Annotated in this window: 15 protein-coding genes; 9 read left to right on the top strand and 6 right to left on the bottom strand. The window is 42.7% G+C overall.

The window, feature by feature from the left end; translation table 11 throughout:
• Positions 1-251 precede the first annotated feature (251 nt).
• Positions 252-1,568, top strand: coding sequence for an arsenic transporter (locus tag ACZ5GB_RS04050; protein ID WP_464327697.1), 1,317 nt, complete (start codon positions 252-254; stop codon positions 1,566-1,568).
• Here ACZ5GB_RS04050 and ACZ5GB_RS04045 read toward each other — a convergent pair.
• Positions 1,537-2,598: a type II secretion system F family protein gene (locus tag ACZ5GB_RS04045; RefSeq protein ID WP_464327696.1), complete on the bottom strand. Its 1,062-nt coding sequence runs from the start codon at positions 2,596-2,598 to the stop codon at positions 1,537-1,539. The genes ACZ5GB_RS04050 and ACZ5GB_RS04045 overlap by 32 nt on opposite strands.
• Positions 2,598-3,101: a DUF29 domain-containing protein gene (locus tag ACZ5GB_RS04040; protein WP_464327695.1), complete on the bottom strand. Its 504-nt coding sequence runs from the start codon at positions 3,099-3,101 to the stop codon at positions 2,598-2,600. The genes ACZ5GB_RS04045 and ACZ5GB_RS04040 overlap by 1 nt, the downstream gene beginning before the upstream one ends.
• 29 nt (positions 3,102-3,130) lie before the next feature.
• Between ACZ5GB_RS04040 and hisD the strand changes: the two genes are divergently transcribed.
• The 4 genes from hisD to ACZ5GB_RS04020 all read left to right on the top strand — a co-directional run bounded on the left by hisD (position 3,131) and on the right by ACZ5GB_RS04020 (position 7,007).
• Positions 3,131-4,408 carry a histidinol dehydrogenase gene (gene hisD / locus ACZ5GB_RS04035; RefSeq protein WP_464327694.1) on the top strand — a complete coding sequence of 426 codons (1,278 nt, stop codon included), beginning with the start codon at positions 3,131-3,133 and terminating at the stop codon, positions 4,406-4,408.
• Between the two features lie 63 nt (positions 4,409-4,471).
• Entirely contained in the window at positions 4,472-6,406 is a 1,935-nt protein-coding gene (locus tag ACZ5GB_RS04030; RefSeq protein ID WP_464327693.1) for a thioredoxin domain-containing protein, read from the top strand.
• 53 nt (positions 6,407-6,459) lie between these two features.
• The gene (locus tag ACZ5GB_RS04025; RefSeq protein ID WP_464327692.1) at positions 6,460-6,834 is read left to right on the top strand and encodes a DUF302 domain-containing protein; all 375 of its coding nucleotides are present in this window, start codon (positions 6,460-6,462) and stop codon (positions 6,832-6,834) included.
• Positions 6,831-7,007, top strand: coding sequence for a hypothetical protein (locus ACZ5GB_RS04020; protein ID WP_464327691.1), 177 nt, complete (start codon positions 6,831-6,833; stop codon positions 7,005-7,007). Before ACZ5GB_RS04025 ends, ACZ5GB_RS04020 begins: the two co-directional genes overlap by 4 nt.
• On the opposite strand, the gene era is transcribed toward ACZ5GB_RS04020, so the two are convergent.
• Genes era through fbp form a run of 4 tightly spaced genes read right to left on the bottom strand, consistent with a single transcriptional unit; the run spans position 6,978 to position 10,237 of the window.
• Positions 6,978-7,883 carry a GTPase Era gene (era, locus tag ACZ5GB_RS04015; protein ID WP_464327690.1) on the bottom strand — a complete coding sequence of 302 codons (906 nt, stop codon included), beginning with the start codon at positions 7,881-7,883 and terminating at the stop codon, positions 6,978-6,980. The genes ACZ5GB_RS04020 and era overlap by 30 nt on opposite strands.
• A 34-nt stretch (positions 7,884-7,917) precedes the next feature.
• Complete coding sequence (locus tag ACZ5GB_RS04010; RefSeq protein WP_464327689.1) at positions 7,918-8,643, bottom strand: sulfite exporter TauE/SafE family protein; 726 nt, start codon at positions 8,641-8,643, stop codon at positions 7,918-7,920.
• Positions 8,640-9,092, bottom strand: coding sequence for a hypothetical protein (locus tag ACZ5GB_RS04005; RefSeq protein ID WP_464327688.1), 453 nt, complete (start codon positions 9,090-9,092; stop codon positions 8,640-8,642). The genes ACZ5GB_RS04010 and ACZ5GB_RS04005 overlap by 4 nt, the downstream gene beginning before the upstream one ends.
• The gene (gene fbp / locus ACZ5GB_RS04000) at positions 9,092-10,237 is read right to left on the bottom strand and encodes a fructose-1,6-bisphosphate aldolase/phosphatase (RefSeq protein WP_464327687.1); all 1,146 of its coding nucleotides are present in this window, start codon (positions 10,235-10,237) and stop codon (positions 9,092-9,094) included. The genes ACZ5GB_RS04005 and fbp overlap by 1 nt, the downstream gene beginning before the upstream one ends.
• A 147-nt stretch (positions 10,238-10,384) precedes the next feature.
• Here fbp and ACZ5GB_RS03995 point away from each other — a divergent pair, with 147 nt between their 5' ends.
• Genes ACZ5GB_RS03995 through ACZ5GB_RS03980 form a run of 4 tightly spaced genes read left to right on the top strand, consistent with a single transcriptional unit; the run spans position 10,385 to position 13,832 of the window.
• Positions 10,385-11,134: a tetratricopeptide repeat protein gene (locus tag ACZ5GB_RS03995; RefSeq protein WP_464327686.1), complete on the top strand. Its 750-nt coding sequence runs from the start codon at positions 10,385-10,387 to the stop codon at positions 11,132-11,134.
• Position 11,135: 1 nt separating this feature from the next.
• Positions 11,136-11,816, top strand: coding sequence for a polyprenyl diphosphate synthase (uppS, locus tag ACZ5GB_RS03990; protein WP_464327685.1), 681 nt, complete (start codon positions 11,136-11,138; stop codon positions 11,814-11,816).
• A 34-nt stretch (positions 11,817-11,850) separates the two neighbouring features.
• Positions 11,851-12,516 (top strand): phosphatidate cytidylyltransferase, encoded by a 666-nt coding sequence (locus tag ACZ5GB_RS03985; RefSeq protein WP_464327684.1) that lies wholly within the window; start codon positions 11,851-11,853, stop codon positions 12,514-12,516.
• 2 nt (positions 12,517-12,518) lie between these two features.
• Positions 12,519-13,832: a TldD/PmbA family protein gene (locus ACZ5GB_RS03980; protein ID WP_464327683.1), complete on the top strand. Its 1,314-nt coding sequence runs from the start codon at positions 12,519-12,521 to the stop codon at positions 13,830-13,832.
• The last annotated feature ends 1 nt before the right edge of the window (position 13,833 follow it).

The raw sequence follows: 13,833 nt of genomic DNA, 5'->3' as shown, positions 1-13,833 counted from the left end.
TAAGTGTTAGCAATACATGCACGGTATACTGTGCCTTACTTTGCTTGTCTCATTTATTTTTAGCAAGCTGCTTAATTAATTTCTCACTCCACGTATGGCAAATGGGTTTATTACAGTATAAAGCACCTGCCAGAGTGCATAAAACAGATGATAGGCACTCTTTCCCTTGAAGAAAGGCTTGTATCTTGCACGCCAAATAGGTGATGAAGGTGGATTTAATGCTAAAATTCTTTTAGACAAAGGAGATAGGAATGCCCCTTTTGTCTGTGGCTATTTTTTTACTTACCCTCTTTTTGGTCATAAAAAAGCCTAAGAAGATAGGCATAGGCTATAGTGCCACCTTCGGTGCCTTGCTTGCCTTGGCTTTTGGTGTAGTGTCCCTTCAAGACGTGGAAAGGGTTATCCATATAGTTTGGGACCCAACCCTTGCCTTCTTAGGTATTGTTTTTGTATCCATCCTGCTGGATAAGATAGGCTTTTTTGAGTGGGCCGCTCTTCATATGATACACCTTGCCAAGGGAGATGGAAAAAGGCTTTTCCTATACATAGTGCTTTTGGGTGCGTTAATATCCGCCTTTTTCTCCAACGATGGCACAGCCCTTATCCTCACACCCATCATCTACCAAAAGATAAAGTATCTAAGACTAAAGGAAAGGTATATGCTTCCCTACATCATGTCCGCCGGCTTTGTGGCAGATACTACAAGCCTTCCCCTTGTTATATCCAACCTTGTAAATATACTAACCGCCAACTTCTTTAGTATAGGCTTTTTTGAATACGCCCTTAGGATGGTTTTGGTAAATTTCTTTTCTCTTTTTGCTACCATCGTGGTGCTTTATGTCTATTACAGAAAAGATATGATAAGTAGGTATGATGTGGAAGTGTTGGAAGATAAGCCACCCAAGCTTGCCATAAGGGACCCATATGTGTTTAAACTTGTTTGGTTTGTTGCCCCCCTTGTTCTTTTGGCTTTTTTCCTTAGCGAAGCCATATACCATATACCCACTTCCTTCATCATACTTTCCGTGGGCCTTATCCTCTTTTTGGCCTCATTAAAACATAGAGTTTTTAACCTTAGGCTTCTTATCCTTAAAGAGACCCCTTGGGAGATAGTATTTTTCTCCATAGGCATGTATGTGGTGGTTTATGGCCTCAAAAAGGCTGGACTGATCTCCCAACTATCAAAGATTATAGAGATGGCTGTAAGCCACGGACTTTTTTCCGGCATATCCATAACGGGCTTTTTATCTGCTTTTCTTTCATCCACCATGAACAACCTACCCTCTGTTATGATAATGAACCTTGCCATAGAACAGGCACACCTACCTGTGGCTTTGGAAAAGACCCTTGCCTTGGCCAATGTGATAGGATGCGATTTAGGTCCAAAAATAACACCCATAGGCTCTTTAGCAACCCTTTTGTGGCTTTATGTGCTTGAATACAAGGGCATAAAAATAGGTTGGGGCTACTATTTCAAAACGGGCCTAATACTTACCATACCTACCTTAGCCTTTACCCTCTTGGGCCTTTATCTTGTTAGCCTTTTATTCCTGTTGATATCTCACTGAGAGGTAAAACCACGCTTAGGACTATAAGTGCCACCAAAAGACCTACCAAAAGCATGGCTATAGGCTCTGCAAACCTAAGCCAAAAGGCTATAATCCTTTCCGCCTGCCTTTCATACATATCCTGAAGCATTTTAAGGCTTTTCTCCAGCTCACCACTCTTTTCACCAAGGGCCAAAAGGTTTATAAAGGTGTCTGGAAGCACCCATCTTTCTTTTAGTACCAAGCTTAGACTCCTTCCTTTTGAAACCTCTTTATCTACACCGGAGAGGACAGACCTGAGATAAGCGTTGTTTAAACTTCCAAGGCTTAGGCTTATGGCCTTAGTTAGTGGTATGCCGGAGGACAAGGCCATAAGTAAAGTGCCAGCAAGGCGTGAAAGGTTATAGTAGAAAGAAACCTTACCAAAGATGGGAAGCATAAGGAAATACTTATCCCATCGTTCTTTACTTATAAGCTTATGTCTAAAAAGGTAAAGCATTGCAAAGGCTGGTAAAAAATAAATGAGATAAGAAAGGAGATGAGAAAAGAACAAAAGGGCTTTTGTGATAAGAGGTAGGTCCTTGCCAAGGCCTTGAAGAACGTTTGCTATTTTGGGAACTACAAACTTTACAGCAACAAAAAGGGCGAGCAAGCTCGCAACTATAACAAAGGAGGGATAGGCAAGGGAAGTAAGCACCTTCATTTTATTCTCTTCTATCTTTTGAAGGTATTCTCCTGCTATACGCAGTATCTTTTCAAGGTTTTCTCCCCTTTCTGCCACCTTTAGCATCTCAAGAAAAAACTCTGGAAAGACCCCAGCCTTTGAAAAAGCTCTATGCAAGGTCTCTCCAGCCTCTATGGCAGTTTTAACCTCTATGAGAGCTTCTTTTATCCTACTATTGGTTGACTGAGAAGATGCTACCTCAATAGCCCTTATGAGGGTTAGACCCGATTCTAAGAGCATGGAAAGTTCAATAAGCACAAAAGAAAGGTCATAGTAGGATATTCCTCCCTTCCTTAGTTCAAGGTAATTTTTTATTATCCCTTTCATTAAGGCCTTTCCATCTCCTTTTTTAAGTCTTTTGTCATGGCTTCTTCGTAAGTGTAAGGGCACTCTTCTGGAATGTGGTATTGGTCTGGATCCTCTTCTATTTCCGATAACCATAACTCTATGTTATCTCTGGCCTCCTCCCATGCATAATCAAGCTTCTGTGGTAGTTTAGCCATCAAGCTTGGACTCTCACGAAATAGGCGGTTTATTTTACGCCTGGATATCTCCACACTCTTTATCCAGCTAAGTCCTCCTTTTCCCTCTCCAGCTTTTGTTAGATTTCTAAGGTTATCCCACTTATAGAGGTGTTCTAAGACAACAGCCAAGTAGCTAACACAAGCCTTTAGGTCAGACCTTGCCATATCCTCTATTTCCTCCAAAAGGTTTTCCCAGTCTACTAAGTCATAAGCCCTCTCTCTAAGAAGCTCTAAATTTTTTTCCACCCAGAGAGGGAAATCCTTTTCATACAGCCCTTTCAACTCCTCCTTGCTTATGGTTCTCATAGGAATAAATATAGCTTATAATTTCACTCATGCGTATAGAGGACCTTAGGCATTCTGCATGGAGGTTTAATGAGAGGCTGCGGTTTTTAAAAGAGAGGGGACAGTTTTTGGCTGAGGAATATGAACCTGCGGTAAAGGAGATAATACAAAGGGTTCAAAAGGAGGGAGACAGCGCCATAATAGAGTACACAAAAAGGTTTGACGGCATAGAGCTAACTCCGGATACTATGGAAGTTCCTTATGAAGCCCTTGAAGAGGCTTACGATGAGTTAGAAGAGGATGTAAAATCTGCCCTTGAGATAGCTCATGAAAGGATAAGGCGTTTTCATGAGAAACAGCTGGAGAGAAGCTTTTTTGTGGAAGAAGAGGGCATAATACTTGGCAACAAAGTTCTTCCTCTTGAGAGGGTTGGCATATACGTGCCCGGTGGTAAGGCAGCCTATCCTTCTACCGTTTTGATGAACGCAGTGCCTGCGGTAGTTGCTGGCGTGGAAGAGGTTATAATGGTATCTCCAAAGCCAAACAAATATACTCTTGCGGCGGCCTTTATAGCTGGCGTGAGCAAAGTATATCAAATAGGTGGGGCCCAGGCCATAGCTGGACTTGCCTTTGGCACCCAAAGCCTGCCAAAGGTAGACAAAATCGTAGGTCCGGGAAACATATACGTGGCCCTTGCCAAAAAGCTCCTATACGGTGTTGTGGATATAGACATGATAGCTGGACCCTCCGAAATACTCATCATAGCCGACGGAAGCGTGGACCCCAAATGGACTGCCAGCGACCTTCTCTCTCAGGCGGAGCATGATGAGCTTGCTGGCGCCTTTATGATAACCACCGATGAAGAATACGCCAAAGAGGTGGCCCATTGGGTAGACAAACTCCTTGAGGACTTTCCAAGGAAAGAGATAGCTCAAAAGTCCATAGAAAGGTTTGGCACCATCTTCCTTGTGGAGGACCTATACCAAGCCTGTGAGGTGGCAAACCATATAGCACCAGAGCATCTTGAGGTTCTCACAGAAGACCCCTTTTCCCTTTTGCCTTACATAAAACACGCTGGAGCCATATTCCTTGGCAAGTATGCCACCGAGCCTCTTGGCGATTATGTGCTTGGTCCTAACCATACACTACCTACTGGAGGCACGGCCAGGTTTTTCTCACCCCTTGGTGTCTATCATTTTCTAAAGAGAAGCTCTGTTATATACCTTTCAAGGGAAGGCTTTGAAAAGGTGGCCGAACCTGCGGAAAACATAGCAAAGGCGGAAGGCCTTTATGCCCACTTTTATGCGGTAAGGGTAAGAAGAGAGTGATGTGATACAAAAAGTTGAATTGACCTTTTAAAGGCCTAAACTTTACTTAAGGAGGTAAAAAAGTTGCCAAATAGACTTATAAATTCAAAAAGTCCCTATCTTAGGAAGTCTGCCCATCAACCGGTGGATTGGTATGAATGGTCGGAAGAAGCCTTCCAAAAGGCCAAGAAAGAGGATAAGCCCATTCTGCTTTCCATAGGTGGTGTTTGGTGCCATTGGTGCCACGTGATGGCACACGAAAGCTTTGAAAATCCAGAGATAGCCAGGATAATAAACGAAAACTTTGTCCCAATCAAAGTGGATAGGGATGAGAGGCCGGACATAGACAGAAGGTATCAGGAGGTGGTTGTTGCCCTCACAGGTTCTGGAGGTTGGCCCCTAACTGTCTTTTTGACGCCCGATGGAAAGGCCTTCTTTGGGGGTACTTACTTTCCACCGGAGGACCGATGGGGAAGGCCAGGATTTAAAAGCCTACTCCTTAGGATAGCACAGCTTTGGAGGGAGGACAGGGGAAAAATACTAAAATCTGCAGAAAGTATATATGAAAGCCTTTTAAACTATAGCCAGCAAAACTTTAAGGACCCTGTAGATTGGAGTCTTCTTGAAAAGGGTATTTCTGTCTTGCTTGCCAGCTTGGACTATGACCATGGTGGTGTGGGTAGTGCGCCCAAGTTCCATCATGCAAAGGCCTTTGAGCTTCTCATATACCACAACTACTTTGTTCCTTCGCCGGTGTTGGAAAAGGCCATAAGCCTTTCCTTGGATGCCATGGCAAAGGGTGGAGTCTATGACCACCTTCTTGGCGGATTTTTTAGGTATTCCACCGACGATAGGTGGCATGTGCCACACTTTGAAAAGATGCTATACGACAACGCAGAACTGCTTCGCCTTTATTCCATAGCCTATAAGGCCTTTGGCAAAAAGCTATATAAAAAGGTTGCGGAAGGAATCCTTAGGTATTACAAGGCCTATGGCTACGATGAAAGGGGTGGCTTTTATGCCTCTCAGGATGCGGATATAGGGAAGCTTGATGAGGGTGGCTATTATACCTTTACGCAGGAAGAGCTTGAAAAGGTCCTCACACCAGAAGAGTTAAGGGTTGCCACGCTATACTTTGGCTTTGCAAGAATGCCACATGAACCACAAAAGAATGTGCTTTACATAAACATGGAAGAGGAGGAAATCTCCAAAGTTCTAAACATGCCCTTAGAAGAGGTGGAGAGGCTTGTGGACTCTATAAAGGCAAAGCTTCTTGAGTATAGGGAAAGGACAAGGGAGATGCCCTACATAGACAAAACAATATACGCAAATTGGAACGCCCTTATGATAACCGGTCTTTGTGATTACTGGAAGGTCTTTGGAGACGAGTCTGCAAGGCTTATGGCGGAGAGGACCGTGGAAAGGCTTATAAAGGAATACTACAAAGATGGCAGGCTATACCATAAGGAGGGTGTGGAAGGCTTTTCCGAAGATTATGTCTTTCTCTCACAGGCACTTCTTTCTCTTTTTGAGATAACGCAGAAGAAGGAATATCTTGACCTGTCTGTGGAGATGATGAAAAAAGCCATAGAACTTTTCTGGGATGGCCAAGACTGGGGCTTTTATGACTCTGCCTTGGAAGGTGAGGGCCTCTTAAGGGTAAGGCTAAAAAACCTACAGGACACTCCCACTCAATCTGTAAACGGATCTGCTGGGTATACCCTTTTGCTTTTGGGGACTCTTACCGGAGATGGTAGCTTTATAGACTACGCAGAAAAGACTCTTCAAGCCTTTTCAAGGTTTGTAAGAGAGGTGCCTATGGCTTCGCACTCATACCTGGTAAGCCTATATGCATACCTTAAGGGCATATACAAGGTGGAAACAGAAAGCTTTTTTGAAGAAGCCCTAAGGCTATTTAGACCCTTTAAGTTCGTGGTGAAAGCTCCTGTGGATGGCCTTGTAGTATGCGAAGGTCAAAGCTGTAGAAAGTTTGAAAACCTTAACCAAATTTTAATATAAAGATAGTATATTAAAACCAGTCTAAAACTAAGCAAGGAGGTGTAAGCATGCTTATGACCTATGAGACAACAAAAAGTGTGGAAGAGGTAAGGAAAGCTATTGAAGAGAAGGCAAAGGCCAACGGCTTTGGTGTTATGTCTGTTCATGAGGTCTCCAACATACTGGAAAGCAAAGGTGTGCCAATAAGCTACAAGTGTGTTATAGTGGAGGTTTGCTCTCCAAGACATGCAAGCCAAGTTCTCTCCAAAGACCCCTACATATCTACAGCCATGCCTTGCAGGATAGCAATCTTTGAAGAGAACGGAAAGACGGTGGTAAGCACCATGGCACCAACGACCATGCTTGAACTTTTCAAAAGACCGGAGCTTGAAGAAATAGCCAAAGAAGTAGAAGAACTAATGAAAAAAATAATGGAGGAGAGCCTATGAAGGTATTAAAGGTAAAGGACAAAAAGGTGGCCAAAAGGCTAACCGATAGGCTTTTGAAAAAGGGTATGGTGGTGGCTCAAGCAGAAAGGGAGGAGGATATTAAAAAGGATTTTTCCAAGAAGGCGGACGTGGTTATAGTGCTTTCAGAGGGTATATCCAAAGCTCTTGACTAACTCTGGCCTCTTCTTCCAATCTGGCTTTACTCGGACAAAAAGCTCAAGATAGACCTTCCTACCGGTTATCATCTCCAGCTCTTCCCTCGCCATCTTCCCTATGGACTTTATCCTCTGTCCACCCTTTCCTATTATTATGGGCTTGTAGTTTTCCCTATCCACTATTATCTCCGCCTTCACAACCAATACATTTGGGTCGTGGCTACCTTCAGAAACTTCCGTTACCATTACAGCCACACCTTGTGGGATCTCTTGATGCACCTTTAGGAGGACCTTCTCTCTTATTATCTCCGCAGCCATAAGCCTAAATGGAAGGTCGGTGACCATATCTTCCGGAAAGAGTGGCTCACCCTCGGGAAGGTATTTAATTATGACCTTTAGAAGTTCATCGGTGTTGTAGCCCTTTAGGGCGCTTATGGGGATAATCTCCTTGAACTCTGGGTATTTTTTAGAAAGGTCTTCTGCTATGGGAAGTAGGTTTTCCACCGGACCTACCTTATCTACTTTGTTTATCACAAGGAAAATATGCTTCTCTTCTGCATAGGGCTTTACATAGTTCTCAAAAACCTGTTTATCATCTTCTCTAAAGCCATCCTCCGCATCTATCATAAAGAGTATGATGTCCGCATCGTCCAAAGAAGACTTTGCCACGTTTACCATGGCTTCACCAAGGGCATCCTTTGGCCTGTAAATACCGGGTGTATCAAGGAAGATGATCTGGGCTTCTCCCGGTATGTTTTTTACACCCAAGACCCTTATACGGGTAGTGCCAGGCTTTGGAGATATGATGGATATTTTTGTTCCAAGAATTTGATTAAGCAGTGTAGACTTTCCCACATTGGGCTTTCCTACTATGGCAACATAACCAACCTTCATCTAATCCATTATAATACAGCTTTTTTGGGATTTACTACCTATGAAGCTCACCAAAGACAAAAAGTACAAAGCCAAGAAGGATTATCATATAAGGAACGCCAGCCCTGTATTGATTGGCGGATATTTTCTTAGCAAAAAGGTCGCCCAAAAGAGTGCCTGCCAAAAGCCCCAAAAGGCCAGCCATTAGAAAGCCCACATCAAGGGATACCACATCCATATAGTTGTAAAAGCTTAATCTAAAAAGGATGTTGGATGTAAAAAATAAATTTAGCATCAGCCTTATGGAGGTTGGGTCCTGTAAATGTTGGGTAAGAAAGACCAAAGGGGGAGGTCCGCCCATACCCACAAGCCCTGCAAAAAAGCCTCCCAAAAAGCCCACAGGTATGCCCATATGCCTGTTTATCTGTAGCCTTAACCACCCTTTATACACCGCAAGGTCATAAAGGCCCAAAAGGCTTATAAAACCAGCCACCACAAAGATAAGCTCCTTCGTGTTTATCCTATCAAGCACATAGGCACCCAAAAATATGCCGGGAATAGAGCCAAATATAAGAGAAAAAAGCAGGTAATATTCTATCTTCCCCTTTCTGTTTTGGTATATGAGGCTAAGAGTTCCCAAAAGATTAAAAAGGGCCGAAGAGACTATTACCATCTTAGGGTCATAAAAGATAGACAAGATTCCTATTATGAAAATGCCAGCGCCGAAGCCTGTTATGGATTGGAAAAACCAAGCAAAAAGGACCACAAAAAAGGCTATCATTTACCAAAAAGGGACTTTATAAAGTTTAAAAGGCCACCGTGCCTCCTTTTAAATTCCATTTTAAGATTTTCTACCCATTCTCCTATCTTCCCAGATACCTTAGAAAGCACCGACTTATCCCTTATCTGGTCCCCATAAAGGAATTCCTTTAAAACCTCATTGGTCTCTTCAAGGCTTCTTATAAGGCGGTGGAGGTTTTCCTTATTTTGAAAATCCGTTTGCGTTATAACCTCTTCAAGGCTTTTCATTATACCCTCAAGGGCGCTGTCAAAGCTTGTATTTCTCATCTGTGGGTCTGTAAATTGGTTTATAAGCTCCACAAGCTTGGACTTTAATCTAAACCTATATTCAGAAAGATGGGAAGGAAAGGGCTCCTTTTTGTCAAGGTCCTCTGTAAACTCCTTTACTATAAGGACAACCCTTTCCTCTATGCTATATACCCTATCCATCAGTCCGTCTCCGTATGGTGTTCTTCTCCTGTGGGCGCCTTTTTGCCCTCTTCAAGGTCATAAAACCTGTCTTCAAGCTTTTTGAGTATCTTGGGTAGGGTGGTATATTCCATCTCCTCGGAAGGAAGCCTATGAGGTTCAAAAATACCTTGGCGCCTCAAAATATCCGCTATTATCTGTGCTTGCTCCCTTGCCTTGTCAAAGGCTGGGTCATCAAAGAGGTCCCTTGGACCTATAAGCTTTCCGTTGGCTATCTGGTAGCCTGCCGCTATAACCCTTGGTGGGCCATCAAACCTTGAAGGTGTGGCATGCCTAAAGGATACGGGCATTAGAGGTCCGTTGTGAGAACCTCTCATCCAACCCTCCACAATCCAAGGCCTTGCAAAGGGCTCAAGTATTTCGCCTATGGCAGGAAAGCCCGATTGGGCCCTCACTATCATAACAGGGTCATCCTTACCCACATACTTACCCGCTATCAAAGAAAGCCTTTGAGTGGAAGCCACCGCCGCTATCTCACCGTCCGAATTTCTCCATACGCTTTTTACTGCATACCTTTCCACGCTACCAATTAGAGCCAAAAGGTCATAAAGCTCCGCTGGTGTGGAAAGCTTTACAGCCTTTCCTGTAAAGGTATCAAGCACCTCAAAGGTAAAACCATCGTGCATTTTTGGGTCTATCACAAGGCCTGCACAGACCATAGGGTCTGCAAACATCTCATATAGTGGTAGGCTCCAGGCGCTTGGCGCAGTTTTATCCGCAAAGAAAACTATAACTGGCTCGGAGGGCCTTTCTTCAAACTCCATCTCTGCAACGCCAGGACCCATACCCTTTACATTTCCGGAGAAGGTGTCCGAAAGTAGGTCCTGCCCAGCTCCATAGAGTTTTAGCTTCTTGGCTATTTGGGTGCCTTCTTCAAAGGCTCTCCAAGCTATACCATGTACAAGCTCACTATCCACACCGTGCTGGTGTGTCATAACAAGGGCGATATCATCACCGCATACAAGAACTTGGCAGTCTATAAGGTTTCCCTTTTCTACTTCCTTTAATCCTATTTCTTTTACCTTTTCCACCACCTCAGGATGGGCAGAAGAATGTCCCACATAACCCCCTATGTCTGCCTTTATTACGCTTAGGGTTATCTTCATGACTACCTCCTATGCTTTTTCTTCTAATATTATACCATTCAATACACCGGGTAAGAGATTAAAGCCTGTGGCTTCTTGCCAACCAATTTTTTAAATGGGAGTGTATTTAATGAATTCTTAATGTAGTCCGGTATATAATTAAACCTCATGAGAAAAGGTTGGATATTCGCCACCACTATAATACTTACAGTTCTAACATCTTCTTGTGGTAGTATAACAAAGGAAGAGTTTGACAAAAGGATGTATAACTTGGAAAGCAGGATCTCCCAATTGGAAGAAAGGCAAAGGACCTTGGAGGAAAGGAATCTAAAGACAGAAAGCAGAGTGGATACCCTTTCGGAAAACATAGCAAATATAAGGCTTGAGTTAGAAAGGTTAAAGATTGGCAGAGTTAGCCCACCACAGGCTACACCTACAAAATTGCCAGAGCCTAAAAAGGAGGAAAGTCTTACACAAAAGGAACAACCAAAGGCACAAATACCGCAGGATGTTAAGCCAACGGTTCAAGCTCAAGAGGAATATCAAAAGGACTACGATGAGGCCTTTAGGCTATATAACCTCAAACAACTTAATCAAGCAAAAGATAAGTTTATAGAGTTTATAAAAAAATATCCCAAAACGCCCTTAACCGATAATGCCTATCTGTGGCTTGGAGTCATATACAGGGACCTTGGTGAAACAAACAAAGCAGAGGCCGTATGGCTTACCTTAGTAGAAAGGTGTCAAAAGAAAGAGATGGTGGATTGTAATAAGGCACCATCCGCTCTATTGCAGTTGGCAAGGCTATATGAGCAAAGAGGTGATGAAAAGAAGGCAAAGGAGTTTTATGAGGCTATATTAAAGGATTATCCACTTTCAGAGGAGGCAAGCGTAGCAAAAACAAAGCTTGGCAGATAATATGAAAATACCTAAGCATTTGGCTGTTATAATGGACGGCAATGGAAGATGGGCTAAGGAAAGGGGGCTACCAAGGATAGCAGGACATTACGAAGGAGTAAAAAGGGCGGAAGATTTGGTGGATGCATGTTTGGAACTTGGTATAAAATGGCTAACCCTTTTTACCTTCTCTACAGAAAATTGGAAAAGGCCAGAGAGTGAAGTAAGGGCCCTTATGAGACTTTTGGAAGGTTATCTAAGGGAAAACTCCCATAAGCTAACGGAAAAGGGTATAAGCGTTTCCTTTATAGGTAGAAGGGATAGGCTTCCCAAAAGTCTTTTGAAAGAGATGCAAAAGGTAGAAAGTTTAAGACCAGAGCCTGAAAGACTCCATGTATTCCTTGCCGTTGATTATGGCGGAAGGGATGAGATAATAAGAACTGTCAAAAGGCTCTCGGAAGCTGGTATGGATATAAAGGAGGAAAGTTTTAAAAGCTTTTCCGACCTTGGCAATGCACCAGACCCAGACCTTCTTATAAGAACTGGCGGGGAAAAAAGAATATCCAACTTCCTTTTATGGCACTTGGCATATACAGAGCTTTACTTTACAGATGTTTATTGGCCAGATTTTACCAAGGAGGAGCTTCTCAAAGCCATAGAAGATTATTCAAAAAGGACGAGGAAGTTCGGTGCTGTCTTATAAAAATAGGGAAAGCATAGGCATATTAATAGGTGTTTTGACATTAGTCCTTAGTTTATCGCCTTATGAAATATTTTATATTGCACTTTTAGTTCTTTCTTTTCTTATAGGTTATGAGGTTTCAAAAGCTATTGGATCGGTACTTTTTTATGCCGCACCTTTAACCTTTATCTTTGGTTCCATATCTTCCGAGCTTGGTATTTTGTGTGTATTGCTTATATCCTTCTATGCAGGGTGGAAAAGTTGGAACTTTGAAGATTTCCTAAGGTCTTTTCTTATATCCATATACGCTGGCTATCTTCTCACATACTTGCTGAACATAAAGGCCATAGATAACTACGCCATTGTTAAACTGATCTTCTTTGTATGGGCAGTGGATGTTTTTTCTTACTACACAGGAAAGAAATTTGGAAAGACTCCCCTTTCTCCAAGGCTTTCTCCCAAAAAAACGTGGGAAGGTCTTATGGGTGGCTTTTTGGCGGGTAGTATACTTTTAGCAGTCTTTTATGGACCAAAGGGTCTTCTATGGTCTCCCCTTATGGTAGCCTTCGCCTTGCTTGGAGACCTTTTTAAAAGCTATATAAAAAGAAGTGTGGGTATTAAGGACTTCTCCAACGTGCTTGGTGAACACGGCGGTTTTACAGACAGGTTTGATTCGCTTATTTTCACGGCGCCTATTTATCTTTTTCTCTTAAAATTTTAAGCATGAACATAAAGGCATGGGTTGAAGAAGTTTTAAAGGGTGGCTATGAGTATGAAGTATATTTGGAACGCAAGCGTAAAACTACCATAGAAAGCTCTGATGAAAAGCTTGAAAACCTTATAAGGTCCCAAGAGATTGGCATAGGTATAAGGGTTTTTAAAGATAAAAGCATGGGCTTTGCCTATACAACGGATTTGGAAGAGTCTTCTGTAAAGGAATGCGCGAGAATTGCCATGCAGGTATGCCAATTGACGCCAAAGGATGAGGGCTTTGTGTTGGGAAGCTGTCAAAATTTCGGAGAATTACAGACCTATTATGATGAAAAGGGAATAAATACGCCTTTAGAAGACAAAATAGCTTTGGTTATTGACCTTGAAAAAAGGGCCAAGGCCTTGGATAGTAGGGTAAAAGGCGTTAGGAAGGTGAGCATAAAAGAATTGGACCTTGAAGTCTTTTGCTTTAACTCCTGTGGGCTATCATACAACTACAAAGGAACATGGTATACGTCCATGATGGCTGTGTTGGCGGAAGAGGGTGTAGACCAGTCCATATCCTACGACTTTGTTGGTGCAAGAAGTCTATCGGACTTGCCTTTACAAAGCATGGTGGAGGAGGTAGTTTTTAAGGCCACAGCTACTCTTAATCCTTCCCCTTTTGAAACAAGAAAGATGCCCGTAGTCCTATACAAGGATGCCTCCGCCATGATATTGGAGGCCTTTAGCCCCATTTTCCTTGGAGATTCCTTAGTAAAAAGTAGAACCTTTTTGAAAGGTATGAAAGGTTCAAAGGTCTTTTCAGAAAAGCTAACCATTATTGATGATGGTACTCTAAGGGGTGGTTTTATGAGCTTGCCCGTGGATGTGGAAGGGCATGCTACTCAAAGGAATCTTGTAGTTGAAAATGGAGTGTTTAAAGGCTTTCTTCATAGCACCTACACGGCTATAAAGTCTGGAGAGAGGCCCACTGGCAACTCGGTAAGGGAAAGCTTTAGAAGTCTGCCAACTTCTGGTATAACAAACCTGTATATAAAGCCTGGAGATATAAGTCTTGAAGATATGCTTCAAGAGGAGGTCTTTCTTATAACAGACCTTATGGGACTGCACACAGTAGACCCAGTATCGGGTGATTTTTCCTTAGGTGCTTCTGGTATAATATACGAGGGAGGTAAGAAAAAGAAAAGCGTGAGAGGTGTAATAATAGGTGGAAATATAAAAGAGGTTTGGAATTCTGTGGTTGGGGTGGGGAACGATTTAAGGTTTTATGGTAATGTAGGGTCGCCTTCTCTGTATATAGAGAATATCACAGTAGGGGGTTAAT

The organism is Hydrogenobacter subterraneus, assembly GCF_055390195.1.
Note: the sequence above shows the minus strand (reverse complement) of the source record. Positions and strands in the feature narration are given on the sequence as shown.